Raw genomic sequence first — 24,356 nt, 5'->3', positions numbered from 1 at the left:
CTTGCCTTCCAGTGTCCGGCCGCTAGGGTCCGCCGCGACCGAGACCGCGACCGCGACCGCGACGCGCAGGACAAGCAGGACACGAGGGACAGCATGAAGACGACGACACTCGGCCGGACCGGCATCGAGGTGACCGAGATCTGCCTTGGCACCATGACCTGGGGCAACCAGACCGGCGAGGACGACGCCCACCGCCAGATCGACATGGCGCTCGATCATGGCATCACCTTCATGGACACCGCCGAGATGTACCCGGTGAACCCGGTCCGCGCCGAGACCGTCGGCGTGACCGAGGCCATCGTCGGGTCCTGGATCGCGAAGACCGGACGGCGGGACGACTGGGTGATCGCGACCAAGATCACCGGCCGCAACGCGGCCTTCGTCCGGCAGGGGCAGGACGTCACGCCGGCGGCTGTGCGCGCGGCGCTTGACGCCTCGCTGCGGCGGCTCAGGACCGACTACGTCGATCTCTACCAGCTGCACTGGCCGAACCGCGGGTCGTACCATTTCCGCCAGATGTGGGGTTTCGACGCGCGCGGCCGCGACATTCCGGCGATCCGCGCCAACATGGTCGCGGTGATGGAGACGCTGAAGGACCTTGTCGCCGAGGGCAAGATCCGCGCCTTCGGCCTGTCGAACGAGACCGCCTGGGGCACGATGGAATGGCTGCGCGCGGCCGGGGCCACGGGCGGGCCGCGGATCGCAGCGATGCAGAACGAGTATTCGCTTCTCTGCCGGCTTTACGACACCGACATGGCCGAGACCTGCCTGGCCGAGGACATCACGCTTCTGGCCTATTCGCCGCTGGCGGCGGGACTTCTGACCGGCAAGTACCAGAACGGGGCGGTGCCCGCGGCCTCGCGCATGGCCACGAATGGCGATCTGGGAGGGCGCAAGACCGACCGCGTGTTCGGTGCGGTCGACGCCTATCTTGGCATCGCGGCGCGGCACGGACTTGATCCGGTGCGGATGGCGATCGCCTGGTGCCTGACCCGGCCCTTCCCGATCATCCCGATCCTGGGGGCGACCACGGCCGCGCAGCTTGCCGAGCAGCTTGGGGCCGAGGCCATGGGTCTGTCGCCCGAGGTGCTGGCCGAGATCGAGGCCGCGCATCGGGCGCATCCGCTTCCGTTCTGACCCGCGTCCGCCGCGCCGTCTCCGGGGGCCCTTGCCGTGGCGCGCCGAATCGCGTTCGCTGCGCGCAGACGGACGACCCGCCTGGGGGGCGTGGAGGACCGTAGATGGGAATCGTGACGCGCGCCCTTGTGCTGGGCCTTCTGGCCCTGGTTCTGGCGTCCTGCCGGTCGGACGATCCGGCGACGACCGCGCCGGGAACCTTCGACCCGAACCTCGCCACCCGCCTCAAGTCCGAATGCGAGGCCGAGGGCGGCCGCTGGGGCGTGGGCGGCAAGTCGGGCGCCTTCGTCTGTTACCGGGTGACGCCCGACGCCAACCAGTTCTGCGCCTCGGACGGCGATTGCAGGGGGCTGTGCCTGGCACGCTCGCGCACCTGTGCGCCGGTGACGCCGTTCTTCGGCTGCCACGAGGTCTTGAATTCGGACGGCGTTGCGCAGACGCTCTGCATCGACTGACAAGGGGAGGGACCCATGTCCCCGTTCCGACCGGCCACCATCCTGTCCGCCCTTGCGCTGGCGCTGCTTGCCGCCTGCGCCAACGTGCAGGGCTTTCGCGATACCAGCGTGCCGATTTCGTCCGTGGCAAGCCTTGACGTCGCGCGCTATGCCGGGCGCTGGTACGAGATCGCCCGCTTCCCCGTGCCCTTCCAGGAAGGCTGCGTGGCGACGACAGCGGACTACACCCCGCGCCCGGACGGCACGCTGGGCGTGCTGAACACCTGCCGCGAAGGGGTCGTGAACGGGCCCGTTCGCCAGATCGCGGGCGAGGCGATCGTGGTCGGCCCCGGCCGGCTTGAGGTCAGATTCGACAGCGTGCCCTTCGTGAACGCGCCCTACTGGGTGCTCTGGGTCGATGCCGACTACCGCACGGCGGTGGTGGGCACGCCCTCGGGACGGGCGGGCTGGATCCTGAACCGGGACCCGGAGATCCCGCCCGACCGGCTTGAGGCGGCGCGCCGGATCCTCGAGTTCAACGGCTACGACCTGTCACAGCTGCGGACGACGCCCCAACCCTGACGCCCCAGCCCTGACGCCCGACCGACGGGAAACGCCTGTCGCAGGGCAGGCGCCCGTGGCAAGAGGCGGGGATGGACGCCTGGATCCCGATCACCATCGCCGCGGCCGCGGCGCAGACGCTGCGCTTCATGGCGCAGCGCCACCTCAAGGCCACCGGCCTGTCGACCTCGGGCGCGACGCTGGCGCGCTTCGTCTTCTCGGCGCCCGCGGTGGGTCTGGGGATCCTGGCCTACGCGGCGGCGACCGGGCAGGCGTTGCCGGCGACCCCGCCCCGGTTCTGGGGCTTCGCGCTGGTCGGCGGGTTGGCGCAGATCCTTGCCACGATGTGCGTGGTGGCGATTTTCGCCGAACGCAATTTCGCCGTCGGCATCGCCTTCAAGAAGACCGAGGTGATGCTGACCGCGCTTGCGGGATTTCTTGTCCTTGGCGACGCGGTGTCGCCGGTCGGGGCGGCGGCGCTTGGTCTTGGCTTCGTTGCGGTTCTGCTTCTGTCCGAGACGCCCGGCGCGACGGGGCGCTGGCCTGCCCGCATCACCAACCGCGCGGCCGCGCTGGGGCTGGCGTCGGGCGTGTTCTTCGCGATCTCGGCAGTGGGCTATCGCGGGGCGGTGCTGGCGCTGCCGGCGGGCGACGTAGCCCTTCGGGCGGGGGTGACGATGGCGCTGGTCACGGCCTTCCAGACCCTGGTCATGGTCGGCTGGATGCGCTGGCGCGAGCCCGGTCAGGTGACGAAGGTCCTTGCCGCCTGGCGCATCGTAGCGCTTGTCGGGCTGCTGTCGGTTCTGGGCAGCTACGGCTGGTTCGCGGCCTTCGCCCTGCAAAGCGCGGCCTATGTCTTTGCCCTCGGCCAGGTCGAGCTGATCTTCTCGATCCTCGCCTCGGTCCTTCTTTTCGGCGAGCGGATCGGGGCGCGGGAAACCGCCGGGATGGCGCTTCTGGCGCTCTCGGTCGTAGTGCTGGTGGCGCTCGCCTGAAGTGCCGGTCTAGGGGGCTGTGCCGCCGATCCGAAGAAACAGGCTTTCCTCGTCGTCGTTGCGGAAGAAGGGCACGGTCGCTGGCGGCCTGAGGTCGGGCAACCGGGCCGCGACCTCGGCCAGCACGACGCGGGTGATGAAGGGCAGGTCGAACCGGCGCGCCTCGGCGATCGGGACCCACTGGAGCGCCGAAAGCTCGTCCGTGGCGCGCGAGAAGTCGTCGGGGTCGCCCCGGACCGCCGAGGCATCGGCAAGAAAGAAGCGCGCGTCGAAGCGGCGCGGGCGGCCTGGCGGCGTGATCGCGCGGAAGACGAAGGACAGTCCCCGTGCCGAGGGCCGGTGGCCGGTCGCGGCAAAGCCGGCCCAGCCGGGTGGCGGCGCGTCCCAGACCCCGGACGCGCCAAGGACAAGGCCGGTTTCCTCCCACAACTCGCGGATCGCGGTGGCCGGCAGGGCCGTGGCCAGGTCCGGCGCGCAGCCGTCGGCCAGCCGCGCCGCGCAGCCCGGTGCAAGCGGCGCGACCAGCGGCACGGCCACGTCGGAGGGATCGAGCGCGCCCCCCGGAAAGACGAACTTCTCGGGCATGAAGGCCGCGGCCTTGCCGCGCTGGCCCATCAGAACAGACGGCCGCGCGTCCGCGTCGCGGACGAGAATCACGGTTGCGGCGTCGCGGACCTCGGTATTGGGCAAGACGGCTTCCTTCCCGCGGGCCTCACAAGGCCGTCTCGCCCCCGAAGCCATGCATGCGTTTGGCCCACTGGAGGCCGACGATCGCGCCCTTCAGGCGCGGCAACAGGTAGAGCGACACCGCGATGCAGCCAACCGAAAGCGAGGTGGCAAGGATCAGGGGATCGGGCTCGAACGAGGTATAGGCGATCTTCAGGACCGGCGCCATGAGATGGCCGACGATCAGGATCGTCAGGTAGGCCGGGCCATCGTCGGCACGGTGGTGGTGGAACGCCTCGCCGCAGACCGGGCAGGTGTCGCGCACCTTGAGATAGCCCTTCAGCAGCGGGCCCTGGCCGCATGCGGGACAGCGGCGCCGCCAGCCGCGCAGCATAGCGGGGCGTGCGCGGCGGGTGTCCGCCTGCGGATCGTCCTGCGCCGGGTCGGCCGCGAGGGCGCGGGTCTCGTCATACATCGGGGGCCTGCCTTTCCAGTGCCGCAGACATATTCATCTGCGCCGCGGGCGAAACCCCGCGAAGTGTCCTTGCGGCGCGATGTCGCAAAAAACTTCGCCGTCGCGCGACGGATTCCCCGGGCTGCCGCGTTTGACTCTTCAGATCGGCGGGCGATGCGCCGCCGGCGATGTCAGTACAGACACTGGAGATGACGATGAAGAAATCCGACATTCTGATGATCCTCACGGTCACGGCGCTTGCCGCCGGAAGCCTGGCCGTCACCGCGGCCTCGGCCGACGACCGGGGGATGATGGGCGGCATGGGGTCCATGGGGGCGATGGGCGATATGGGTGCCATGGGCGACCGGCCCGGCTTCGCCGACTTCGACGCCAATGCCGACGGCATGCTGACCGTCGAGGATTTCGAGCAGCGCCGGGCCGAACGCTTTGCCGCGCTCGACACCGACGGCGACGGGCAGGTCAGCCGCGCCGAATTCATGGCCGAGGCCAGCGCGCGCGCGGCCGAGCGGGCCGGCACGATGTTCGACACGCTCGACGCCGACGGCGATGGCCTGCTGGGCCGCGATGCGCTCGAGGCCCGCGGGAGCGGCCCGAGCGCGCGCATCCTGACCCGGCTTGACGCCGATGGCGACGGTGCGGTCTCGGCCGCGGAATTCGAGGCCATGGCCGATCGCATGGCCGAAATGCGCGAGGGTCGCGGCCACGGCCGCGGCGACGGCAACGGCCGCGGCGACGGCCATGGCGGCTGGTGGCACCGCAACTGAGCGGGACGGCGGCGCGGGGCTGGGGCCGCGCGCTGCCGATTGCGGGAACCGGGCGGACGGGCTACGCAGCGCGGATCATGGTGATGTCCTACGATGCGCTGGACGGGGCGCCCGACGAGGCGCTTCTGGTGGCCTATGGCAACGGCGACGTCGCCGCGGCCCGCGCGCTGACGCTGCGCCTGACCCCGCGCGCCCTGGCCCATGCCGCGCGCATGCTGGGCGACCGGGCCGAGGCCGAGGACGTGGCGCAGGAGGCCATGCTGCGGCTCTGGCGGATCGCGCCCGACTGGCGGCAGGGCGAGGCGAAGGTGACGACCTGGCTCTACCGCGTGGTCTCGAACCTGTGCACCGACCGGCTTCGCCGTTCGGGCCGGACGCTGCCGATCGACGCGATCGCCGACCCGCCCGCGCCCGATCCGGGCGCCCTGGCGCGGCTGGCCGAGGCCGACCGGGCGGCGGCGCTTCAGGCGGCGCTTCTGCGCTTGCCCGATCGCCAGCGCGAGGCGGTGGTGCTGCGGCATCTCGAGGGGCTCACCAACCCCGAAATCGCCGCCGTGATGGACATCGGCGTCGAGGCCGTGGAAAGTCTGACGGCGCGGGGCAAACGCGCGCTTCAGGCGCTGCTCGAAGGTCGCAAGGCCGAATTGGGGTATGACGATGACTGATCGACCGCAGAACGAAGGCGCACCGGGGCCGGACGCGGCGGACCTCGACCACTTCTTCGCCGCCGCGCGCGCGCAGCGCCCCGAACCGGGCGTGGACCTGCTGGCGCGCATCGCGGCCGAGGCCGAAGCGACGGCCGCCGCGCGGGCACGACCCGGGCCGGCATCCGCGCGTGCCAATGGCCGGCAGGGCCGGTCGGGGGTCTGGTTGGGGGACTGGCTGGCGGCGATCGGCGGCTGGCCGGCGGTGGCGGGTCTGGCCACCGCGACGGTCGCGGGCCTGTGGATCGGGTATGCCCAGCCCCACCTTGGCGCGATGACGCTTGGCACCGGGACGGACGAGGCCACCTATGACCTGGGCGGGCTTCTTCCCGGCTATGTCGCCGCCGACGAATGGAACGGATGATCCATGGCCACTGATCCGACCTCGCAGACCGCCCGACAGACCGCCCCGACCGCGCGCTGGGTCAAGCTGGCGCTTGTCGCTTCGCTGGGTCTCAATCTTCTGATCCTCGGGATTGTCGGCGGCGCCTGGCTGTCGCCCGAAGGGCCGCGCAACGACCGGATCGACCAGGCCGCGCGCGACATCGGCGCCACGCCCTTCGTCCGCGCCCTGGAGCCGGCCGATCGCCGCGCGCTGTTCCAGGCCTTTCGGCGCGAGGACGAACCCCTGCGCCAGAACCGCGAGGAGCTGCGCCTGCGCTTCGAGGCGCTTCTGGGCGCGCTGCGGGCCGATCCCTTCGACCCCTTCGCGGTGCAGTCGCTTCTTCAGTTGCAGCGCAGCGCGGCGACCGAACGGCAGATGATCGGCGAGCGGTTGCTGGTCGAACAGCTGGCGCAGATGACGCCCGAGGCGCGTGCCGCCTTCGCCGACCGGCTTGAAGCGTCGTTGCGCCGCGGCCCCCGTCGCGACTCTGACGGCGACTGAGGGCCGCCGGGCCGGCCGGACACGTCCCTCAGGCCGCCTCAGGCCGCCTCGGGACGGTCGGCGGTGACGGTGTTTCGCCCCTGCGCCTTGGCTCGGTAAAGCGCGCGGTCCGCCTTTTCGATCAGCGCGTGCGGCGTCTCGAACAGATCGCTGCCCGGCCCGCCGCCGACGGCCACCCCGATGCTGACCGTGACCCGGACGCTTGCGGCCTGCGCGCCCGCGCCCTGGGCAAGTGGCACCGGCTGGTCGGCCACCGCGCGGCACAGCCGTTCGGCTGCGGGCAGCGCGCGCGCGAAATCGGTCTCGGGCATCACGATCAGGAATTCCTCTCCGCCAAGCCGGGCGACCATGTCGGCGCCGCGCAGCGCGTCGCGGATGCGCGTGGCCACGGTGCGCAGCACCACATCGCCCGCGGCGTGGCCGAGCGTGTCGTTGACGCGCTTGAAGTGATCGAGGTCGGCGAGCATCACGGCATAGGGCTGGCCCCGCGTCGCCGCCTCGCGCGCGACCCGGTCAAGATAGGCCAGCGCGTAGCGCCGGTTGAAAAGGCCGGTCAGCGCGTCGGTGGCGGCCAGCCGCAGGCCATCCTCGACGGTGCGGCGCAGGCGGTCGGATTCGCGCTTGCGGTCAAGCTGGGCGCGCAGGCGGATCGCGATCTCGGCCGGATCGGCATGCACCGGAAGAAGGTCGTTGGCGCCAAGATCAAGCGCCGCGGCGCCCGCGCCAGCATCCTCGTCGCGATGGGCGAAGAGGATCGCGGCGTGCCGCGTGCCCGGGCGGCTGCGCAGATCGGTGACAAGCGACAGCCCGCCGCCCGGGCGGGGCAGGTCCGCGTCGATCACGAAGGCGTCGGCCGCCCGCGCGCGGTCCGCCTCGTCCAGCGCGGCGTCGGGCGACAGCATCTCGACCCGGTCCGGGACAAGGCCGCCAAGCCCGTCACGCCATCTGTCGCCGGTGGCGGCGTCGGCCGCGACCAGCGCGATGCGGCCGGGGTCCTCGAAGGAGGCGGGCGCTTCGGCAAAGCCGAAGCCGGCGGCGGTCTGGTCGCGCCGCCGGGTTTCGCTGCGCGTCTCGCGCACACGCAACAGACTGCGCACCCGCGCCAGCAACGCGGCGTCGAGAACGGGCTTCGCCATGACATCCTCGGCGCCGGCGCGAAGCGCCGCGATCCGGCCCGCGCGGTCGCGGCTGTCCGACAGGATCAGCACCGGAATGTCGCGCAGGCCCGGGTCGGCCTTCATCCGCCGGCAAAGCTCGGCCGCGGGCACATCGCCCAGTGTGGCATCGACGATCGCAAGGTCGGCGGGCGCCGAGGCCAGCGCGGCAAGCGCCTCGGCACCCGACGCGGCCGCGGTCACGTCATAGCGTGCCTCGGTCAGCCGGACGCGCAGGCAAAGCCGCCCGCCGGTCTGGTCGTCGACGATGAGGATGCGGCCGGCCATCGCTTTACCCGATTTGACTCCAATTGATCTGGTTTGCTTCAGCATTTGCTGACAAAGGTTAAGAATGGATTTCGACCGGCGGCACGACCGCCTGGGCCGGAAAGGGGCAGGGCAATGACGCGCGAGGGAGCCGAGACGCTGGCCGCCGAGGCGCTGGCGTGGATCGCGGCGCAGGAGGACCTTCTGGGCGTCTTTCTTGGCGCGACGGGCGCCTCGCCCGCAGACCTGCGCGGCCGTGCCGACACGCCGGACTTCCTGGCCTCGGTCCTTGATTTCCTGTTGATGGACGATGCCTGGGTGATCGGCTTCTGCCGCGCGACGGGACGCGCCTTCACCGAACCGGCCGCTGCGCGCGCGGCGTTGCCGGGCGGCGACAGCGTGCATTGGACATGACCGGCGCGGGGCGCCTTGGCAGGGCGGGGGCCGTCTGATGGTCGAACCGCTGTTGCTTGTTCCCGGCATGATGTGCGACGCGCGTCTTTACGCGGCGCAGATCGCGGCCCTGTCGCGCGAGCGTGCGGTTCAGGTCGCTGCCCTCACCGGTGCCGACACCGTGGAAGCGATGGCCGACCAGATCATCTTTCACGCGCCGCCGAAATTCGCGCTGGCGGGCCTGTCGATGGGTGGGATCGTCGCGATGGAGATCATGCGGCGGGTGCCGATGCGGGTGACGCGGCTTGCGCTGATGGACACCACGCCGCTGAGCGAGACGCCGGTGCAGGCCGCCGCCCGCGAACCGCAGATCGCCCGCGCGAAGGCGGGGCGCCTGGCCGAAGTCATGGCCGAGGACATGAAGCCCGCCTACCTTGCGCCAGGGCCCGGCCGGGCCAGGGTGCTGAAGTCCGTGATGCAGATGGCGCTGGATCTGGGACCCGGGGTCTATGTGCGCCAGTCGCGCGCGCTGCAGCGCCGGCCCGACCAGCAGCGGACGCTGCGCGGCGTGAAGGTGCCGACGCTGATCCTGTGCGGGCGGCACGACGGGCTGTGTCCGGTGCGGCGGCACGACCTGATGGCGGGCCTCGTGCCGGGGGCGACGCTCGAGATTCTCGAGGATGCCGGGCATCTGCCGACGCTCGAGGAGCCTGACGCGACAACCGAGGCGCTGCGACGCTGGCTGTCGGGAACGCTTCTGCTGAAGTAGCGCCGGCGTCGGCGGGACCTCTTGTAATGCCCCGCCAATCCGGGGAAAGCTTTCGCACAATCCTTCGGCGCCGCCACCCTTCGGACGTCATGAAACCCAAGATCCTGAGCACGCTTCCCGGCTATCGGGCGTCGGACTTCGCGGCCGATGTCTTCGCCGGGCTGACCGTGGCGATGGTCGCGCTGCCGCTCAGCCTTGCGATCGCCATCGCCTCGGGCGCGGAACCTGCCACCGGGCTTGTCACGGCGATCGTCGCGGGGTTCCTGATTTCGCTTCTGGGGGGCAGCCGGGTGCAGATCGGCGGGCCCACCGGCGCCTTCATCGTGGTCGTGTTCGGGGTGATCGCCGAATACGGTTATGACGGGCTCGTGCTGGCCACGCTGATGGCCGGGGTGATCCTCGTCGTCGCGGGGTTTCTGAAGGCGGGGCGGCTGGTGAGCTATGTCCCCGAACCGGTCATCAACGGCTTTACCATCGGGATCGCCGTCATCATCGCGACGAGCCAGCTGAGGGACCTTCTGGGCATCGGGGCCGACGTTCCGGCCGAGGTCCTGCCCAAGCTTGCCGCCCTGTGGGAGGCGCGTGGCCAGACCGTGCCGGCGGCACTGGCGGTCGGCCTGGTGACGATGGTTCTGATCGTCGTCTTCCGCCGCGCCGCGCCGCGCCTGCCGGGCCTGATCGTGGCGGTGGGGCTGACCTCGGCCGCCGTGGCGCTGATGGCGCTGCCGGTCGACACCATCGTGTCGCGCTTCGGCGATCTGCCCGCCCGGCTTCCCGCGCCGGCCCTGCCCGAGATCACCCCGGCGCGGCTGGTCGAGCTTTTGCCTTCAGCCCTGATCATCGCCTTTCTCGCCGGCGTCGAATCGCTTCTGTCGGCCATGGTCGCCGACCGCATGATCGACGACCGCCACCGCCCCAACGCCGAGATCCTGGCCCAGGGCGCGGCGAACATCGGCTCGGCGCTGTTCGCCGGCCTGCCCGCGACCGGCGCCATCGCGCGCACGGCCACCAACATCCGCGCGGGCGCACGCAGCCCGGTCGCGGGCATCGTCCATGCGCTTGCGATCCTTGTCATCCTGCTTGTGGCTTCGCCGCTGGCGGGGCAACTGGCCATGCCGGCGCTGGCCGCGCTGCTGATCCTGACCGCCTGGAACATGAGCGAGCCGCACCGCTGGCGCGGCTATCTGAAGGACCGTCGGTCCGATCAGGTGCTGATGGGGCTGACGCTGGTGCTGACCGTGCTGGCCGACCTGACGGTGGCGATCGGCGTCGGGGTGGCGCTGGGCCTTGCGCTGCGTCTGCGCAGGCGGGGCGTTCCGCCGGCGGACTGGACCCCACCGGAACGCTGAGGCGCGCGCCCGCGCGCTGTCAGCCGACGACCTTGAAGGGGCCGCCCCGGCGCGGACCGCCGGAATTGGCGTCGATGAAGTTGAGCACCAGCGGCCGGATGTTGTTTCGCCAGCTGCGGCCGGCGAAGATGCCATAGTGCCCGGCGCCGGGTTCGCGGTGAAACGCCTTCTTCTCGGGGGGCAGGCCGGTGCAGAGGTCAAGCGCGGCTAGGCACTGGCCGGGGGCCGAGATATCGTCCTTCTCGCCCTCGACGACCTTGACGGCGACCGAGTTGATCTTGCCGATGTCGACCTGGTGGCCGGCCACGATGAAGCGGTTCCGGGCAATCTCGCGTTCCTTGAAGATACGCTCGACCGTCGACAGGTAGAACTCGGCGGTCATGTCCATCACGGCGAGGTATTCGTCGTAGAACTTGTTGTGGCGGTCGTTCTCGGACGCCTCGCCCTTGGCGACGCGGACGATCTGTTCAAAGAAGGCCTTGGAATGGGTCTCGGCGTTCATCGATACGAACGACGTCAACTGGGCAAGGCCCGGATAGACCATACGCCCGACGCCGGGGTACTTGAAGCCCACGCGCTGCAGCGCAAGGTGTTCGAGCTGGCCCATGGTCACCCGGCGCCCGAAGTCGGTGACATCCGTCGGGGCAGCGTCGGGGTCGATCGGCCCGCCGATCAGCGTCAGCGTGCGGGGCTGCGCGTCGGGTTCAAGCTCGGCCAGGTAGGCGGTCGCGGCCAGAGCAAGCGGCGCGGGCTGGCAGATCGCGATCACGTGGGTGTCGGGGCCCATGTGGCGCATGAAGTCCATCAGGTAGAGGGTGTAGTCCTCGATGTCGAACTTGCCGGCACTGACGGGAATGTCGCGGGCGTTGTGCCAGTCGGTGACCCAGACCTCGCAGTCGACCAGAAGGCTTTTGACGGTCGACCGCAGAAGGGTCGCGTAATGGCCCGACATCGGCGCCACCAGCAGCACGCGGCGCGGTTTTTCGGGCCGTCCGGTCACGCGGAACCGGATCAGGTCCCCGAAGGGGCGCGACACTTCGGTCTGGATCTGGACAAGGTGATCGCGCCCGTCCTCGCCCACCACGATCGAGACGTTCCAGTCGGGTTTGGCGACCATCCGTTCGAACGCGCGCTCGGTCACCTCGCCCCAGGCGCGCATCAGCTGGAACGCCGGATGCGGCACGAGGCCCGTCGCAGGGTAGGAGGCCATGGCCTTGGCGCTTGCGCCGAGCCATTGATTGGTGTTGCGCATCGACTCCATGAAGTCGTACGTGAGCATGTAGCGCATGGGTCTCCTTCCCGGGACGCCCCGGCGCAAAAGTCGCTTTGCCCCCCGGAAGTCGCGACGGTAAACTCGGGCACCACACATGGCGATCACATATGTGATGCTGCAGGCGCAAAGTAATCCGGAAGGCCGAATATGACAACTGAAGAAACGGGTAAGGTTGACACTTCGGACCCCGGCCACGCCGATCGGCTGGCCGAGAACCTTGTCCTGATCGAGGAACTGTCGCAACGGCTGGTCAATGCGATCGCGCACAAGAAGCAGGTGGACCACAGCCTTCAGGCCCCCAGCCACGACCTGATGATGAAGGCCGCCGCCGCCTACATGGCCGAGATGATGGCCAACCCCTCGAAGATACTCGAGCACCAGATCTCGTACTGGGGCAAGGCGCTCAAGCACGCGGTCGAGGCGCAGCACACGCTTGCGCAGGGCAAGATCGCCGCGCCCGAGGACCGCAGCCCCAAGGACCGCCGCTTCGCCAACCCGCTGTGGGAAACGCACCCCTACTTCAACTACCTCAAGCAGCAGTACCTGTTTTCCTCCGAAGCCATCGCCAACGCCGTGGCCGATCTCGAGGGGCTTGACGACAAGGACCGCAAGCGGGTCGAGTATTTCAGCCGTCAGTTGATGGACATGTTCAGCCCGGCGAATTTCCTGGGCACCAACCCCGAAGCCCTTGCCAAGGCCGTCGAGACCGAGGGCGAAAGCCTTGTGAAGGGCCTTCAGAACCTGGTGCGCGACATCGAGTCGAACGATGGCGATCTGCTGGTGACGCTGGCCGACAAGGACGCCTTCCAGGTCGGCGGCAACATCGCCACGACCGAAGGCAAGGTCGTCTTCCGCAACCGCATGTTCGAGCTGATCCAGTACGCGCCGCGCACCGAGACCGTGCACAAGACGCCCCTGGTGATCTTCCCGCCCTGGATCAACAAGTTCTACATCATGGACCTCAAGCCGCAGAACAGCCTGATCCGCTGGATCGTCGATCAGGGCTTCACGCTGTTCGTGGTCAGCTGGAAGAACCCCGACCCGAGCTATCGCGACGTGGGACTCGATACCTATGTCGAGGAGGGCTATCTGGCCGCCATCGACGAGGTGAAGGCGATCACCGGGGAAGCGAAGGTCAACGTGGTGGGCTACTGCATCGCGGGCACCACGCTGTCGCTGGTGCTGTCGCTTCTGAAGAAGCGCAAGGACAAGTCGGTGAAAAGCGCCACCTTCTTCACCACGCTCACCGACTTCAGCGACCAGGGCGAGGTGGGCGTGTTCCTCGACGACGATTTCGTCGACGGGATCGAGCGCGAGGTGTCCGACCGGGGCATCCTGTCGTCCTTCTTCATGAGCCGGACCTTCAGTTTCCTGCGCTCGAACGACCTGATCTACACGCCCGCCATCCGCAGCTACATGATGGGCGAGGCGCCGCCCGCCTTCGACCTGCTGTTCTGGAATGGCGACGGCACGAACCTGCCCGCGCGCATGGCGATGGAATACCTGCGCTGGCTGTGTCAGGAGAACCGCTTCGCCAGCCCCGAGGGCGTCGACTTCTGCGGCGAGACGTTGCGCATCGGCGATGTCGACGTGCCGCTGTGCGCGATCGCCTGCGAGACCGACCACATCGCGGCCTGGAAATCGAGCTATGACGGCATCCGGCAGATGGGGTCGGACGACAAGACCTTCATCCTGTCGGAGTCGGGCCACATCGCGGGGATCATCAACCCGCCGTCCAAGAAGAAATACGGCCACTACACGAACGACGACCTGACGCTGTCGCATGATGACTGGCGCGCGGGGGCCGCCTTCCACGAAGGATCGTGGTGGCCGCGCTGGGGCGCGTGGCTTGAGGCGCGGTCGGGCAAGCGGGTTCCCGCCCGGCAGCCCGGCGACGCCCGGCACAAACCCCTGGCCGACGCGCCCGGTTCCTATGTGGTCGAGGTTCCGAAGTCCTGATTTCCAAGGGTCCGCAGAGATTTTCTGCACTGCAGCATTTTCCCTCTTGAAATGCTGCGGCGCAGGAGGCATATTCTTCGCAGATGCAGAAACGCGGGCCCGGTCCCGCAGGATCGTGGAGCGAAGACAATGGCGAAGACCCAAGACTACACCAAGATGATGAAGGACATGATGGGCGCGTTCCCGGTTGACATGTCCGCGATGCAGGACGCCTTCAAGACGCAGGCCGCCCTTGCCGACAAGATGTCGAAAGTGGCCTTCGAGGCCGCCGAGAAGTCGACCGAGATTTCCGCGAAGTGGACGAAGGACACGCTTGCCAAGCTGTCGACCGTCACCGCCGTCAAGGAAGAGCCGGCTGACTACGGCAAGGCGATGACCGATTTCGCCTCGGCCCAGGCCGAAATGGCCGCCGAGAACATGGCCGCCTTCGCCGAAGTCGCGAAGAAGGTCCAGATGGAGACGGTCGAACTGATGCTCGCCACCGGCAAGGACATCAGCGAGGACGCGACCGCCGCCGTCAAGAAGGCGACCGCCGACGTGACCGCCGCCGCCAAGAAAGCTGCTGCCGCTGCCAAGTGAGTAGGTGGTGACCAGGATCTGATCGCCGGCCTCCTCCCTGTCGGCATCATCCTTGGGCGGGCTCTCCGAGCCCGCCCTTTCTTTTTGTGCGGGCCGCGCGTAAGCTTCGCTGCACCGCGACAAGAAGGAAGACGGATTTGTCCGACGCCAACGCGCCTCTTCTCATCAAGCGCTACGCCAGCCGGCGCCTCTACAACACCGAAACCAGCGACTACGTGACGCTCGAGGATATCGCCGGCTTCATCCGGGCCGGCCGCGAAGTCCAGATCGTCGACCTGAAGTCGGGCGACGACCTCACCCGGCAATACCTGCTTCAGATCATCGCCGAGCACGAAAGCCGTGGCGAGAACGTGCTGCCGCTCGACGTGCTGACGGACCTTGTGCGCAGCTACACCACGCAGGCGCAGTCGGTGGTGCCGCAATTCCTTGCGATGAGCTTCGAGATGCTGCGCGAGGGGCAGGCGAAGATGATGGAAAACCTCACCAAGCCGATGACCGGCGTGCCCGCCTTCGACGCGATGCGCGCGCAGCAGGAGGCCTTCCTGAAGGCCATGACCGGGGGCATGGCGAACTGGAACTCCGGCCCCGCGGCTGACGACGACGAGGCCGACGCCGCCCCCAAATCGGATGATCTTGGAGAAATCCGCAAGCAGCTTGCCGACCTACAGGCGCAGCTTGCGAAGATCGGCCGTACATAGCGGCCTAGTCCCCCGGCATGCCTGCGTGTTTCGGCAGGTCGTCGGCCAGCCGAAGCCAGGGCAGACGCTCGGCCCAGAAGGTGTGGCTTTGCGGGGTGAATTCCGCCGGATCCTCGAGGCAGGCCGCGTAGAACCCCGTCTCGCCGGGGAACGCGGCCGAGCGATACGCCATGGGTGAGCCGCAGGTGCTGCAGAACATCCGCACGACCCCGGGCGACGACCGGAACTCGGCTGGCTCCGCGCCGACCCAGCGCCAGGCCGTGTCGCGGATCGCAAGCGTGGTGGTGATCGGCGCCGAACAGGCCCTGCGGCAGCTTTCGCAGTGACAGTGCGAGGCGTCGACGACCCCCGCGGGATCGAAGGTGAAACGGACGGCGCCGCACAGGCATCGGCCATGGGTCTGGGGCATCGGGTCGGTTCCGCGTCAGTTCGCGCCGGCAGTCTGCGCGGCGTTGCCGGCCCCGGTCAATACGACTAGCGTGGCGGCGGAGGCAGGCACCGAATGGTCGACACACCGGGCAAGGTCACCCTCTGGGGCATCGAGGTCTTCGCGGCGGCGGTCGAGGAAGGCTCGATCTCGGCTGCGGCGCGGCGACTGGGCGTCAGCCCTTCTTCGGTCAGCCAGCAGCTGAGCAACCTCGAGGCCGCGCTGGGCGCGACGCTTCTCGATCGCGGGGGGCGGCCGCTGATGGTCACGCCTGCCGGCCAGCTTTTCCGCGCCCGCGCCCAGGCGATTCTGAACGAAGCGGCCGAGGCGCGCGCCGAGCTGGCGATGCGCGATCTCGCGCGGCTGTCGCGCTTCAACCTTGGCGTGATCGAGGATTTCGACGCCGACGTAACGCCGGCGCTGCTTTCCGGGCTTGCAGACGACCTGCCGGCCACGCGCTTTCTGCTGGAAACCGGGGCCAGCCACCGGCTTTACGATCTGCTCGAAGCGCGCACGCTTGACGTGATCGTCGCCGCCGATCTTGGCCCCGCGGCCGAGTGGATGGAAGTCCATCCCCTGTTCGAGGAACCCTTCGTCGCCGCCGTGCCGAAGGGCGCCGTGGCGGAAGGGGCGGATCTTCTTGCCACGCTGCAGGCGCTGCCGCTCATTCAGTACACCGCGCGGCACTACATGGGGCGCCAGATCGCGGGACACCTGTCGCGCCAGAACCTGACGCTGAGCCACCGCTTCGAACTCGACAGCTATCACGCGATCATGGCGATGGTGGCCGAAGGCGCGGGCTGGACGATCTTGACCCCGCTGGGCTTCCTGCGGGCGGGGCGGTTCCGCGACCGGGCCGATGTCCTTCCGCTGCCGTTCGCGCCGCTCAGCCGCACGATCTCGCTGACTGCGCGGCGCGAGGTGCTTCTGGACCTGCCTGGGCGCGTGGCCGGGCGCCTCCGGCCGCTGTTGGCCGACCTGATCGTGCGCCCCGCGCTGGGCCGGATGCCCTGGCTAGGCGACAGCTTTCGCGTTCTGTGAGGCGCCCATGACCTCGTCCGCCGCGGCGATCAGCGCCCCGGCAATGGCATCGCAGTCGGCCAGCGTCAGCCGCGCGGGCAGGCGTGCGTCGCAGGCGCGCATCAGCATGGCGCGCGTCCGAGGAAGCTCGGGCAGGGCGCCAAGGAACTGCCAGTTCCAGAAGGCGCGGGCGTTGTCGGTGCTCATCCCGAAGACCTGAACCGGCACGCCGCGCGCCTTCGCGGTCTCCTGGAAGGCCAGCGTGTCGTCGTCCGAGACGCCGACAAGGTTGAACTGGATCGAGTCGGGGGCGCGCTCCTCGGGTGCAAGCTTCTCGGGAACGTGCAGCCAGGGCGAGGTGTTCAGGCGCGCGGCGACGTGGTCGTGGTTGCGCCGGCCGTCGCGGATGCGGCGCGCAAGCTCGGGCAGTTGCGGGCGGATCACTGCCGCCGACAGGTTGTTGAGCCGCGTGTTGTAAAGCGGCAGCCTGTTCTGCCACCGCGCGAAGGCTTCGTGCAGGACCGGGTGCTTCTTCCAGTTATGCTCGTACGCGCCCGACATGATCACCGCGCGCGCCATGAGGTCGGCGTCGTCGGTGACGAGGATGCCGCCTTCGCCCGCGTTCAGAAGCTTGTAGGACTGGAACGAAAAGCAGCCGATGCGGCCGATGGTGCCGATGGTGCGCCCGCCCCAGGTGGTGCCCAAGGAATGGGCCGCGTCCTCGATCACGGGCACCCCCGCGGATTCGCACAGCGCCATGATCGCGTCCATGTCCGAGGTGTGGCCGCGCATGTGGCTGATGAGGACGGCGCCGATGTCGGGGGTCAGTTTCGCGGCGAAGTCGGCCATGTCGATGCGGTAGTTCTCGCCCACTTCGACCAGCACCGGCTCGCATTCGGCATGCAGGACGGACGAGGGCACGGCGGCGAAGGTGAAGGCGGGGATCAGCACCTTCGTGCCGCGCGGCAGGTCGAGCGCCTTCATCGACAAGAACAGCGCCGCCGAACAGGACGCCACCGCAAGCGCGTAATCCACGCCCAGAAGATCGGCGAACTCGCGTTCGAGCAGCGCCACCGGCGCGTCCCCCGGCGCGGTATAGCGGAAGAGGTCGCCCGACTGCAGCAGGCGCTCCACCTCGGCCCGCGCGGCGTCGGGGATGGGTTCGGCGTCGTAGGTGTTCGGCAGGCTGCTCATCTTTTCGATTTCCCGAAACTGTTCTTCGGGAAAAACGTAGCCCATTGCGCCGGCAAAGGCGAAACTTTTGTTGTAACACGTCGATGACGCCGCCGCGCGGCGACGCCCGTCAGGCAAGGGGGAAGAAGGGCGTGCCGGTCAGACGCCCAGGCGGTCGCGCAGGGAATACCATGTCATCGCCAGCGTCAGCAGCGGCGCCCTCAGGGCCGATCCCCCCGGGAAGGGCGGCGTGGGCAGCTTCGACAGGATGTCGAAGCGTTCGGCCTGACCGGCGATCGCCTCGGCCATCACCCGCCCGGCGAACCCCGACAGCGCCACGCCATGGCCTGAGAATCCCGCGGCCGCCATCGCGTTCGGCGCAACGCGCATCACCGCCGGCACGCGCGTCATCGTGATGCCCAGCGTGCCGCCCCAGACATAGTCGATCTTCACGTCGCCAAGCTGTGGGAAAAGCGTGACCATGCGCTCACGCAGTTTCGTGGTGATGTCGCTGGGAAAACCAAGGGTGTAGCTTTCGCGCCCGCCGAACAGGAAGCGGCGATCCTCGGACATGCGGTAGTAGTTCACGACGAACTTCGAATCCGCCACCGCGATGTCGCGGGCAAGGATCTCGGTCCAGCGGTCGCCCAGCGGTTCGGTCGCGGCGATGAAGCTGTTGATCGGCATGACGCGCGCCGAGATCCGGCGCTCGAGGTTCGCGGGCAGATAGCCGTTGCCGGCGAAGATGACGTGCTGCGCCAGCACGGTGCCCCCGGCGGTGTAGATCCGGCTGGGCGTGCCATGCACCACCTCGGTCACGGGCGAGCGTTCGAGGATCGTGGCACCGGCCGCCTCGGCTGCGCGCGCAAGGCCCAAGGCATAGCGCAGCGGGTGGATGTGGCCCGCGCCCCGGTCCAGCACGCCACCCTTGTAGAGCTTCGTCTTCACAAGCGCCTGGATGTCGGATTGCGACAGGATATCGACCTGGTCGTAGCCGTAGGCGCGATGCAGATGTTCGATTTCTGCACGTACCTCGCCCGCCTCGGAGGCCGAGTATTCGCCGTGCGCGACGCCGGGAAGATAGCGCGCCTCGGGCGCGTGCTTCGCCGACAGGTCGCGCACCTGCGCCTTAGCCGCCTCTGCCATGTCCCAAAGTGCGCGCGCGGCGTCACGGCCGACCTTCGCCTCGATCCAGCGCTGGCCCTTGTTGAAGCCCGATCCGACCTGCCCGCCGTTGCGCCCCGAGGCGCCGAAGCCCGCGCGATGCGCCTCGAGCACGGTGACCGACAGGCCGCGTTCGGCCAGATAAAGCGCCGCCGACAACCCGGTGAAGCCCGCGCCGATCACGCAGACATCCGCCGTGACCTCGCCCTTCAGCGATGGTCGCTCGGGCGGGATCTCGGTCGAGGCGGTGTACCAGCTGTCGGGGTATTCCCCGGGTTTGTCGTTGCGGAAAAGGGCAGTCATGGCGCGGGACCCGGCTTTGGCTTTGTTTCGGTGCAGCGCCCCCGCCGCCGGGGCGGCAAGGGCTAGGGGTCAGACGTTCAGCAGCAGATGTTCGCGTTCCCAGGGGCTGATGACCTGAAGGAACTCGTCATACTCGGTGCGTTTCACGATCTCGTAGACACGGCAGAACTCGGGGTCGAGGATCTCGCGGATTTCCTTGGCCTCGGCGAAGAGATCGAGCGCGTCGTGCATGACCTTCGGCAGTTCTTCCTCGCCGCCGTCGTAGGCGTCGCCCTTGAAGGATTGCGTCGGCCAGATGTCGTTCATCAGACCGAGATAGCCGCAGGCGAGCGAGGCCGCGATGCCGAGGTAGGGGTTGCAGTCCATGCCTGCCAGCCGGTTCTCGACACGGCGGCCCTCGGGTTCCGAGATCGGGATACGCAGGCCCGTCGTCCGGTTATCGCGCCCCCAGGCCAGGTTGATCGGGGCGGCATGGTCCTTCACATAGCGGCGGTAACTGTTCACGTAGGGCGCCAGCACCGCGATCACCTGCGGCAGATGCGTCTGCAACCCTCCGATGAAGTGGAAGAAGGCATCCGTCTCGCCGCCCTGCGGCCCGGCGAAGATGTTCTTGCCGGTGGCCTTGTCGACCACCGAATGGTGGACGTGCATGGCGCTTCCCGGTTCGCCCTCGATGGGTTTGGCCATGAAGGTGGCAAAGCAGTTGTGGCGCAGCGCCGCCTCGCGGATCAGCCGCTTGAAGAAGAAGATCTCGTCGGCAAGCCGGACGGGGTGTCCGTGGCGCAGGTTGATTTCAAGCTGCCCCGCGCCGCCTTCCTGCGTGATGCCGTCGATCTCGAGGCCCTGCGCCTCGGCGAAGTCGTAGATGTCGTCGATCACGGGCCCGAATTCGTCGACCGCGCTGATCGAATAGGCCTGCCGCGCCGCCGCCGGTCGGCCGGTGCGGCCCATCATCGGTTCGATGTTCTTGGCCGGGTCGAGGTTGCGCGCCACAAGGTAGAATTCCATCTCGGGCGCGACGACGGGCTCCCAGCCCTGCTTGCGGTAAAGATCGACCACGCGCTTCAGGACGTTGCGCGGCGAGGTCGGGATCGGCCGGCCCTTCTGGTCATAGGCGTCGTGGATCACCTGAAGCGTCAGGTCCGCCGTCCACGGTGCGGCGGTTGCCGTATCCATGTCGGGCTTCAGGATCATGTCGGGCTCGGTGAAGCCGGCGTCGCCCGCCGCCTCGCCCCAGTCGCCGGTGATCGTCTGGTAGAAGATCGAGTTCGGCAGGAAAAAGCGCTTCTGAGTGGCGAATTTCGACGCCGGCATGGCCTTGCCCCGCGCGATGCCGGGCAGGTCGCCGATGACGCATTCCACCTCGTCGGGCTTGCGCCCGGCAAGGTACTCGCGCGTCGTTTCCGGGAGGGTGTCAAGCCAGTCAGACATGGGCGGTCTCCCGGAAGAAGGCGGCGATGCGGTCGGCGACGCGCACGTTGTCGGTGGGCTCGGACAGCTTGGCTTCGGCCGCGTCGAGCCGGGCGTCGGGAACGACGCCCCGGCCCCGGTAGCGGATCAGATCGCCCAGGGTATCGGCAAAGTATTCGGGGTGCGGCTGAACGGTGAAGATGTGGTCGCCATAGGCCAGCGCGGCATAGCGGCAGTTGGGGTGCGTGGCCAGAACACGGGCCTCTTTCGGCGCCTCGACCACCTGGTCCTGGTGCCAGGCGTTCAGCGCCAGCGTGGTTCCGTCGAAGTCGTATTCGGTGCGGCCGACGTTCCAGCCGCCCTCGAACTTCTCGACCCGACCGCCCAGCGCCTGGGCGACGATCTGATGGCCGAAGCAGACACCGACCAGGGGCTTCTTCGCGGCATGGATCTTGCGGATCAGGTCCTCGAGAGGCGGGATCCACGGCAGGTCGTCGTAGGCACCATGGCGCGAGCCGGTGATGAGCCACCCATCGGCGGCGTCCGCATCGGGCGGAAACTCTCCGTCGACGACGCTCCAGGTGCGGAAGGTCAGGCCCCGGCCCCCGAGGAGCTTCTCGAAGAGGTCGGAATAGTCACCGTCGCGCGCACGAACGCTGTCGGGCGCGTGGCCGGTCTGCAGAATGCCGATAAGCATGATACACCAGTGAATTTTGGGTGCCGCCGAGGCTAGCCCAGCGGCAGGATGCGGTCAAACGCTCTCGAGATATAGGGCGTGGCGTTTCGGGACGTCAACGGTGCCGAAGCGCGCAATCTCCTGACGTTTGGTCAGCACGTAGTTGCGGATCAGTTCCGGATGGAAGATGCGGGCCATCTCTTCGCTGGTCTCGAAGTCGTCGATCGCCGCGGCCCAGTCGCGATGCATCTCGGGGGCGTCGACCTCGTAGGCGTTGCCGGCGATCGGGGCGGGCGGTTCCAGCCGGTCCTCGATCCCGTTCAGCGCCGCGCCCAGGACGGCGGCGAAATGCAGGTAGGGGTTCACGCAGCCCCCCGCGACGCGATGCTCGATCCGGCGCGCCTTGGACGACCCGCCCGGGATGCGGATCGCGGCGGTGCGGTTCTCGTAGCCCCAGACGGCATTGATCGGCGCGTGGCTCGATTCCTCGAACCGTGCATAGGACGGACCATGCGGTGCGAAGACCAGCGTCGAGGGGCGCATGGCCCGCAGGCAGCCGGCGACGGCGTGGCGCAGCATGTCGGTGCCCATCGGCCCCTTGTCGTCGAAGATGTTGCGCCCGTCGTCGTCCAGCACCGAGAAATGCATGTGCAGCCCGTTGCCCGCGCTGTCCGAAAACGGTTTGGCAAGGAAGGTCGCGGCCATTCCATAGCGGCGCGCAAGGCCGCGAACCAGAAGCTTGAAGAGCCAGGCGTCGTCGGCGGCGCGCATCGCGGGCCGGTGGTCGAGGTTGATCTCGAACTGGCCGATGCCGGATTCCGACGTGGCCGACTGGGCGGGAATGCCCATCGCCTCGGCCCCGTCGTAAAGCGCGGTGAAGAAGTTGTCGAAGGCGTCAAGTTCGTCCAGGGACAGGATCGCCTCGCCGATGTGGGTGACGGCGCGGCCGGGCGCCGAGGCCGGCGACATCTCGGTCAGGTAGGCGGCCTCGAGCAGGTAGAACTCAAGCTCGGTCGCCGCGATCACGGTCCAGCCGCGCTGGGTATAGCGGTCAAGGACGCGGGCCAGCGCGTGGCGCGGGTCGCCATGAAACGGAAGCCCGGCCTTCCACATCCACATCGGGATCAGTTCGGACTGGCTGTCGAGCCAGGGCATCGGGATCGGGCCGCGCCCGGTCGGCAGGAGCGTGCCGTCGGCATCGCCGCTTTCCCACAGCAGGGGGCTGTCCTCGATATCGGCCCCCGAAACATCGACGTTCAGCGCCGAAAGCGGCATTCGTGCCGATCCGAGAGCCAGTTCGTCAAGCTTGCCGGCGGGCAACCGCTTGCCGCGGGCCTGTCCATTCACGTCGGCTACCGCGATGCGGTAGCTTTGGGCGGGTTTCATCTGATCACCTGAGGTCTGAGCCGCAGCCGACCCCGTTCGGCCTGCGGCAGATGGCGGTTGAGCCGCCGGTTGATAGCGCCGAAAAGCGCGATGATGCCCAAGGTCAGCAGGATGAAATAGCCCGCGACGATGGGGTAGGGAACGAAGGGGTTGAAGGTCTTGTCCGCGAAGTAGCTGGCATAGTAAAGCGCGTCGCCCCGTTGCTGGATCGCCGGGAACCCCGAGAAGAACACAAGCGTCGTGGCGTGGAATAGGAAGATCGCCTCGTTCGTGTAGGCCGGCCAGGCCAGCCGCAGCGTGGTGGGCCACAGGATGCGGCGGAACCGCGCCCAGCCGGTGAAGCCATAGGCGTCGGCGGCCTCGAGATCGCCCTTGGGAACCGAACGAAGCGCGCCGTAGAAGATTTCGCCCGTATAGGCGGCGGTGTTCAGGAACAGCACCACCAGCGCCCCGAGCGCGGCCGAGGTCAGCGGCGCGAAGGCGTCGTTTTCCTGCTTGAGCGTCAGGAACAGGAAGTAGGCGATGAAGAACTGGATGAACAGCGGCGAGCCCCGGAAGACGAAGATGAACCACTCGCAGGGCTTGCGCAGAAGCGGCGTGCGGGCGTTCTTGCCCAGCGCCAGCGCGGTGGCGAGGAAGAATCCCGTGCACAGCGCCAGCACGCCGAAGTAGATGTTCCAGATCATCCCCGACCCGATCAGCACGAACTGCTGGCACAGGCTGATGTCGGCCGTCGGCAGAAGCCTCTCGCCGATCCCCAGCGAGCGCAGCCCATAGGCCTGGAGGGTCTCGATGCAGGTCATGCCCGGCGCAGCTCCTCGCCGGCCATGGTGGCCTGGCCGCGGCTCAGCCGCCGGGTCAGCCGCCCCAGCACGATCTCCGAGACCCGCGTCATGGCAAGGTAGAACACCAGAAGTCCCAGGAAGTACCAGAGCCGCCAGTCGGGATGCGGATAGTCCGAGAAGCGGGCGGTCTTCGAGCCGCCCAGCTCGCGCGCCCAATAGACGATGTCCTCGACCCCCAGCAGGAACAGAAGCGGCGTGGCCTTGATCAGGATCATCCACAGGTTCGACAGGCCGGGCAGGGCGTAGATCCACATCTGCGGGACCAGCACCCGCCGGAACGCCTGCCGCGGCGTCATGCCATAGGCCTCGGCCGTCTCGATCTGGGCGCGCGGTACGGCCTGCATCGCCCCGTAAAGGACGTTTGCCGCGAAGGCGCCGAACACGATCGCGAAGGTGAAGACCGCCAGCGAGAAATTGTAGATCTCATGGAACATCTGCGGCGAGGCCGATTGCGGCAGTTTCGCCTGCGGACAGACCAGGAAGTTGGCGCCCTGGCGGATCGGCTCGGTCCAGTCGGGGCACAGCGCCTGGTGGCGCAGCCATTCGAGCCCCTGGTCAAGCGCGATGACGAAGAACAGGAAGAAGGCGATGTCGGGGATGCCGCGCACCATCGCGGTATAGGTCTTGCCCAGCAGCGACAGCGGCAGGAAGCGCGACCGTGACGCGACCGCGCCGCCGAAGCCGAACAGCAGCGCAAGCGGCGCCGTCAGCGCCAGAAGCAGAAGCACGACCCCGAAGCTGAGGTAGAACTTCATGTGCACGCCCGTGGTCAGATAGCACGACAGCCACCGAAAGGTGTCGAGCTCCGAGGGATTGGCGCAATAGGAGAACATGTTCTGTTCGGGCCCCCCTTCCCCCGGGAAACAGGGGAAGGAGGTAAGGCGGACCC

At 68.5% G+C, this 24,356-nt stretch carries 27 protein-coding genes; 15 read left to right on the top strand and 12 right to left on the bottom strand.

The genetic code is table 11. From position 1 onward, the window contains the following. Window positions 1-93 precede the first annotated feature (93 nt). From ACRDNQ_RS15015 to ACRDNQ_RS15000, 4 genes are all read left to right on the top strand, one after another. Complete coding sequence (locus ACRDNQ_RS15015) at window positions 94-1,137, top strand: aldo/keto reductase (protein ID WP_431829501.1); 1,044 nt, start codon at window positions 94-96, stop codon at window positions 1,135-1,137. 104 nt (window positions 1,138-1,241) lie between these two features. Continuing rightward, entirely contained in the window at window positions 1,242-1,592 is a 351-nt protein-coding gene (locus ACRDNQ_RS15010) for a hypothetical protein (RefSeq protein ID WP_431829500.1), read from the top strand. A 15-nt stretch (window positions 1,593-1,607) separates the two neighbouring features. Then, entirely contained in the window at window positions 1,608-2,153 is a 546-nt protein-coding gene (locus tag ACRDNQ_RS15005; RefSeq protein WP_431829499.1) for a lipocalin family protein, read from the top strand. Window positions 2,154-2,224: 71 nt separating this feature from the next. Further along, entirely contained in the window at window positions 2,225-3,127 is a 903-nt protein-coding gene (locus ACRDNQ_RS15000) for an EamA family transporter (RefSeq protein WP_431829498.1), read from the top strand. Window positions 3,128-3,136: 9 nt separating this feature from the next. Here ACRDNQ_RS15000 and ACRDNQ_RS14995 read toward each other — a convergent pair whose 3' ends face one another. Then, a complete protein-coding gene (locus tag ACRDNQ_RS14995) occupies window positions 3,137-3,868 on the bottom strand; it encodes an NUDIX hydrolase (RefSeq protein WP_431829497.1) in 732 nt (243 codons plus the stop codon). Next, a complete protein-coding gene (locus ACRDNQ_RS14990) occupies window positions 3,840-4,187 on the bottom strand; it encodes a DUF983 domain-containing protein (RefSeq protein ID WP_431829803.1) in 348 nt (115 codons plus the stop codon). The genes ACRDNQ_RS14995 and ACRDNQ_RS14990 overlap by 29 nt, the downstream gene beginning before the upstream one ends. 248 nt (window positions 4,188-4,435) lie before the next feature. On the opposite strand from ACRDNQ_RS14990, the gene ACRDNQ_RS14985 reads away from it, so the two are divergent. The 4 genes from ACRDNQ_RS14985 to ACRDNQ_RS14970 all read left to right on the top strand — a co-directional run bounded on the left by ACRDNQ_RS14985 (window position 4,436) and on the right by ACRDNQ_RS14970 (window position 6,622). Next, a complete protein-coding gene (locus ACRDNQ_RS14985) occupies window positions 4,436-5,032 on the top strand; it encodes an EF-hand domain-containing protein (RefSeq protein ID WP_431829496.1) in 597 nt (198 codons plus the stop codon). Between the two features lie 77 nt (window positions 5,033-5,109). Further along, entirely contained in the window at window positions 5,110-5,697 is a 588-nt protein-coding gene (locus ACRDNQ_RS14980) for an RNA polymerase sigma factor (protein WP_431829802.1), read from the top strand. Then, window positions 5,690-6,100, top strand: coding sequence for a dihydroorotate dehydrogenase (locus tag ACRDNQ_RS14975; RefSeq protein WP_431829495.1), 411 nt, complete (start codon window positions 5,690-5,692; stop codon window positions 6,098-6,100). The genes ACRDNQ_RS14980 and ACRDNQ_RS14975 overlap by 8 nt, the downstream gene beginning before the upstream one ends. Before the next feature lie 3 nt (window positions 6,101-6,103). After that, a complete protein-coding gene (locus ACRDNQ_RS14970) occupies window positions 6,104-6,622 on the top strand; it encodes a periplasmic heavy metal sensor (RefSeq protein ID WP_431829494.1) in 519 nt (172 codons plus the stop codon). 38 nt (window positions 6,623-6,660) lie between these two features. Here ACRDNQ_RS14970 and ACRDNQ_RS14965 read toward each other — a convergent pair whose 3' ends face one another. Then, complete coding sequence (locus ACRDNQ_RS14965; RefSeq protein WP_431829493.1) at window positions 6,661-8,064, bottom strand: diguanylate cyclase; 1,404 nt, start codon at window positions 8,062-8,064, stop codon at window positions 6,661-6,663. A gap of 114 nt (window positions 8,065-8,178) precedes the next feature. Between ACRDNQ_RS14965 and ACRDNQ_RS14960 the strand changes: the two genes are divergently transcribed. The 3 genes from ACRDNQ_RS14960 to ACRDNQ_RS14950 all read left to right on the top strand — a co-directional run bounded on the left by ACRDNQ_RS14960 (window position 8,179) and on the right by ACRDNQ_RS14950 (window position 10,554). Next, window positions 8,179-8,457 carry a DUF3572 domain-containing protein gene (locus tag ACRDNQ_RS14960; protein WP_431829492.1) on the top strand — a complete coding sequence of 93 codons (279 nt, stop codon included), beginning with the start codon at window positions 8,179-8,181 and terminating at the stop codon, window positions 8,455-8,457. 37 nt (window positions 8,458-8,494) lie between these two features. Further along, window positions 8,495-9,205 carry an alpha/beta fold hydrolase gene (locus ACRDNQ_RS14955; RefSeq protein WP_431829491.1) on the top strand — a complete coding sequence of 237 codons (711 nt, stop codon included), beginning with the start codon at window positions 8,495-8,497 and terminating at the stop codon, window positions 9,203-9,205. Window positions 9,206-9,294: 89 nt separating this feature from the next. Continuing rightward, window positions 9,295-10,554: a SulP family inorganic anion transporter gene (locus ACRDNQ_RS14950; protein ID WP_431829490.1), complete on the top strand. Its 1,260-nt coding sequence runs from the start codon at window positions 9,295-9,297 to the stop codon at window positions 10,552-10,554. A gap of 19 nt (window positions 10,555-10,573) precedes the next feature. Here the strand turns inward: ACRDNQ_RS14950 and phaZ are convergent, their stop codons facing one another. After that, a complete protein-coding gene (gene phaZ / locus ACRDNQ_RS14945) occupies window positions 10,574-11,842 on the bottom strand; it encodes a polyhydroxyalkanoate depolymerase (RefSeq protein WP_431829489.1) in 1,269 nt (422 codons plus the stop codon). A gap of 132 nt (window positions 11,843-11,974) precedes the next feature. On the opposite strand from phaZ, the gene phaC reads away from it, so the two are divergent. The 3 genes from phaC to phaR all read left to right on the top strand — a co-directional run bounded on the left by phaC (window position 11,975) and on the right by phaR (window position 15,063). Beyond that, on the top strand, window positions 11,975-13,786 hold the full coding sequence (phaC, locus tag ACRDNQ_RS14940; protein WP_431829488.1) for a class I poly(R)-hydroxyalkanoic acid synthase: 1,812 nt from the start codon (window positions 11,975-11,977) through the stop codon (window positions 13,784-13,786). A gap of 129 nt (window positions 13,787-13,915) precedes the next feature. Next, the gene (locus ACRDNQ_RS14935) at window positions 13,916-14,365 is read left to right on the top strand and encodes a phasin, PhaP (RefSeq protein ID WP_431829487.1); all 450 of its coding nucleotides are present in this window, start codon (window positions 13,916-13,918) and stop codon (window positions 14,363-14,365) included. Between the two features lie 137 nt (window positions 14,366-14,502). Next, window positions 14,503-15,063 (top strand): polyhydroxyalkanoate synthesis repressor PhaR, encoded by a 561-nt coding sequence (gene phaR, locus ACRDNQ_RS14930; RefSeq protein WP_431829486.1) that lies wholly within the window; start codon window positions 14,503-14,505, stop codon window positions 15,061-15,063. A gap of 4 nt (window positions 15,064-15,067) precedes the next feature. On the opposite strand, the gene ACRDNQ_RS14925 is transcribed toward phaR, so the two are convergent. Then, complete coding sequence (locus ACRDNQ_RS14925; protein WP_431829485.1) at window positions 15,068-15,472, bottom strand: GFA family protein; 405 nt, start codon at window positions 15,470-15,472, stop codon at window positions 15,068-15,070. A gap of 93 nt (window positions 15,473-15,565) precedes the next feature. On the opposite strand from ACRDNQ_RS14925, the gene ACRDNQ_RS14920 reads away from it, so the two are divergent. Then, window positions 15,566-16,531, top strand: coding sequence for a LysR family transcriptional regulator (locus ACRDNQ_RS14920; RefSeq protein WP_431829484.1), 966 nt, complete (start codon window positions 15,566-15,568; stop codon window positions 16,529-16,531). On the opposite strand, the gene ACRDNQ_RS14915 is transcribed toward ACRDNQ_RS14920, so the two are convergent. From ACRDNQ_RS14915 to ACRDNQ_RS14885, 7 genes are all read right to left on the bottom strand, one after another. Continuing rightward, window positions 16,505-17,704, bottom strand: coding sequence for a DegT/DnrJ/EryC1/StrS family aminotransferase (locus ACRDNQ_RS14915; protein ID WP_431829801.1), 1,200 nt, complete (start codon window positions 17,702-17,704; stop codon window positions 16,505-16,507). The two genes, ACRDNQ_RS14920 and ACRDNQ_RS14915, sit on opposite strands and share 27 nt — an antisense overlap. A 138-nt stretch (window positions 17,705-17,842) precedes the next feature. Next, window positions 17,843-19,150 carry an NAD(P)/FAD-dependent oxidoreductase gene (locus ACRDNQ_RS14910; protein WP_431829483.1) on the bottom strand — a complete coding sequence of 436 codons (1,308 nt, stop codon included), beginning with the start codon at window positions 19,148-19,150 and terminating at the stop codon, window positions 17,843-17,845. 69 nt (window positions 19,151-19,219) lie between these two features. Beyond that, window positions 19,220-20,581 (bottom strand): glutamine synthetase family protein, encoded by a 1,362-nt coding sequence (locus tag ACRDNQ_RS14905; RefSeq protein ID WP_431829482.1) that lies wholly within the window; start codon window positions 20,579-20,581, stop codon window positions 19,220-19,222. Then, the gene (locus tag ACRDNQ_RS14900) at window positions 20,574-21,257 is read right to left on the bottom strand and encodes a type 1 glutamine amidotransferase (RefSeq protein WP_431829481.1); all 684 of its coding nucleotides are present in this window, start codon (window positions 21,255-21,257) and stop codon (window positions 20,574-20,576) included. Before ACRDNQ_RS14900 ends, ACRDNQ_RS14905 begins: the two co-directional genes overlap by 8 nt. A gap of 54 nt (window positions 21,258-21,311) precedes the next feature. Continuing rightward, window positions 21,312-22,622 carry a glutamine synthetase family protein gene (locus ACRDNQ_RS14895; RefSeq protein WP_431829480.1) on the bottom strand — a complete coding sequence of 437 codons (1,311 nt, stop codon included), beginning with the start codon at window positions 22,620-22,622 and terminating at the stop codon, window positions 21,312-21,314. Then, window positions 22,619-23,425: an ABC transporter permease gene (locus ACRDNQ_RS14890; RefSeq protein WP_431829479.1), complete on the bottom strand. Its 807-nt coding sequence runs from the start codon at window positions 23,423-23,425 to the stop codon at window positions 22,619-22,621. The genes ACRDNQ_RS14895 and ACRDNQ_RS14890 overlap by 4 nt, the downstream gene beginning before the upstream one ends. After that, window positions 23,422-24,300: an ABC transporter permease gene (locus ACRDNQ_RS14885; protein ID WP_431829478.1), complete on the bottom strand. Its 879-nt coding sequence runs from the start codon at window positions 24,298-24,300 to the stop codon at window positions 23,422-23,424. The genes ACRDNQ_RS14890 and ACRDNQ_RS14885 overlap by 4 nt, the downstream gene beginning before the upstream one ends. Window positions 24,301-24,356 lie beyond the last annotated feature (56 nt).

This window comes from Saliniferula longa (assembly GCF_050789285.1).
Lineage (GTDB): Bacteria > Pseudomonadota > Alphaproteobacteria > Rhodobacterales > Rhodobacteraceae > CAVPWP01.
Note: the sequence above shows the minus strand (reverse complement) of the source record. Positions and strands in the feature narration are given on the sequence as shown.

Excerpts from the sequence above, each read along its gene's own strand:
- ACRDNQ_RS14890 (WP_431829479.1), bottom strand. The coding sequence starts at position 23,425 with ATGACCTGCATCGAGACCCTCCAGGCCTATGGGCTGCGCTCGCTGGGG.
- ACRDNQ_RS14905 (WP_431829482.1), bottom strand. The coding sequence starts at position 20,581 with ATGTCTGACTGGCTTGACACCCTCCCGGAAACGACGCGCGAGTACCTT.
- ACRDNQ_RS14935 (WP_431829487.1), top strand. The coding sequence starts at position 13,916 with ATGGCGAAGACCCAAGACTACACCAAGATGATGAAGGACATGATGGGC.
- ACRDNQ_RS14950 (WP_431829490.1), top strand. The coding sequence starts at position 9,295 with ATGAAACCCAAGATCCTGAGCACGCTTCCCGGCTATCGGGCGTCGGAC.
- ACRDNQ_RS14920 (WP_431829484.1), top strand. The coding sequence starts at position 15,566 with ATGGTCGACACACCGGGCAAGGTCACCCTCTGGGGCATCGAGGTCTTC.
- ACRDNQ_RS14895 (WP_431829480.1), bottom strand. The coding sequence starts at position 22,622 with ATGAAACCCGCCCAAAGCTACCGCATCGCGGTAGCCGACGTGAATGGA.
- ACRDNQ_RS14970 (WP_431829494.1), top strand. The coding sequence starts at position 6,104 with ATGGCCACTGATCCGACCTCGCAGACCGCCCGACAGACCGCCCCGACC.
- ACRDNQ_RS15005 (WP_431829499.1), top strand. The coding sequence starts at position 1,608 with ATGTCCCCGTTCCGACCGGCCACCATCCTGTCCGCCCTTGCGCTGGCG.
- ACRDNQ_RS14965 (WP_431829493.1), bottom strand. The coding sequence starts at position 8,064 with ATGGCCGGCCGCATCCTCATCGTCGACGACCAGACCGGCGGGCGGCTT.
- ACRDNQ_RS14925 (WP_431829485.1), bottom strand. The coding sequence starts at position 15,472 with ATGCCCCAGACCCATGGCCGATGCCTGTGCGGCGCCGTCCGTTTCACC.
- ACRDNQ_RS14955 (WP_431829491.1), top strand. The coding sequence starts at position 8,495 with ATGGTCGAACCGCTGTTGCTTGTTCCCGGCATGATGTGCGACGCGCGT.
- ACRDNQ_RS14885 (WP_431829478.1), bottom strand. The coding sequence starts at position 24,300 with ATGTTCTCCTATTGCGCCAATCCCTCGGAGCTCGACACCTTTCGGTGG.
- ACRDNQ_RS14995 (WP_431829497.1), bottom strand. The coding sequence starts at position 3,868 with ATGGCTTCGGGGGCGAGACGGCCTTGTGAGGCCCGCGGGAAGGAAGCC.
- ACRDNQ_RS14975 (WP_431829495.1), top strand. The coding sequence starts at position 5,690 with ATGACTGATCGACCGCAGAACGAAGGCGCACCGGGGCCGGACGCGGCG.
- ACRDNQ_RS14900 (WP_431829481.1), bottom strand. The coding sequence starts at position 21,257 with ATGCTTATCGGCATTCTGCAGACCGGCCACGCGCCCGACAGCGTTCGT.
- ACRDNQ_RS15010 (WP_431829500.1), top strand. The coding sequence starts at position 1,242 with ATGGGAATCGTGACGCGCGCCCTTGTGCTGGGCCTTCTGGCCCTGGTT.
- ACRDNQ_RS14980 (WP_431829802.1), top strand. The coding sequence starts at position 5,110 with ATGGTGATGTCCTACGATGCGCTGGACGGGGCGCCCGACGAGGCGCTT.
- ACRDNQ_RS14990 (WP_431829803.1), bottom strand. The coding sequence starts at position 4,187 with ATGCTGCGCGGCTGGCGGCGCCGCTGTCCCGCATGCGGCCAGGGCCCG.
- ACRDNQ_RS14910 (WP_431829483.1), bottom strand. The coding sequence starts at position 19,150 with ATGACTGCCCTTTTCCGCAACGACAAACCCGGGGAATACCCCGACAGC.
- ACRDNQ_RS15000 (WP_431829498.1), top strand. The coding sequence starts at position 2,225 with ATGGACGCCTGGATCCCGATCACCATCGCCGCGGCCGCGGCGCAGACG.
- phaC (WP_431829488.1), top strand. The coding sequence starts at position 11,975 with ATGACAACTGAAGAAACGGGTAAGGTTGACACTTCGGACCCCGGCCAC.
- ACRDNQ_RS14915 (WP_431829801.1), bottom strand. The coding sequence starts at position 17,704 with ATGAGCAGCCTGCCGAACACCTACGACGCCGAACCCATCCCCGACGCC.
- ACRDNQ_RS14960 (WP_431829492.1), top strand. The coding sequence starts at position 8,179 with ATGACGCGCGAGGGAGCCGAGACGCTGGCCGCCGAGGCGCTGGCGTGG.
- ACRDNQ_RS14985 (WP_431829496.1), top strand. The coding sequence starts at position 4,436 with ATGTCAGTACAGACACTGGAGATGACGATGAAGAAATCCGACATTCTG.
- phaZ (WP_431829489.1), bottom strand. The coding sequence starts at position 11,842 with ATGCGCTACATGCTCACGTACGACTTCATGGAGTCGATGCGCAACACC.
- ACRDNQ_RS15015 (WP_431829501.1), top strand. The coding sequence starts at position 94 with ATGAAGACGACGACACTCGGCCGGACCGGCATCGAGGTGACCGAGATC.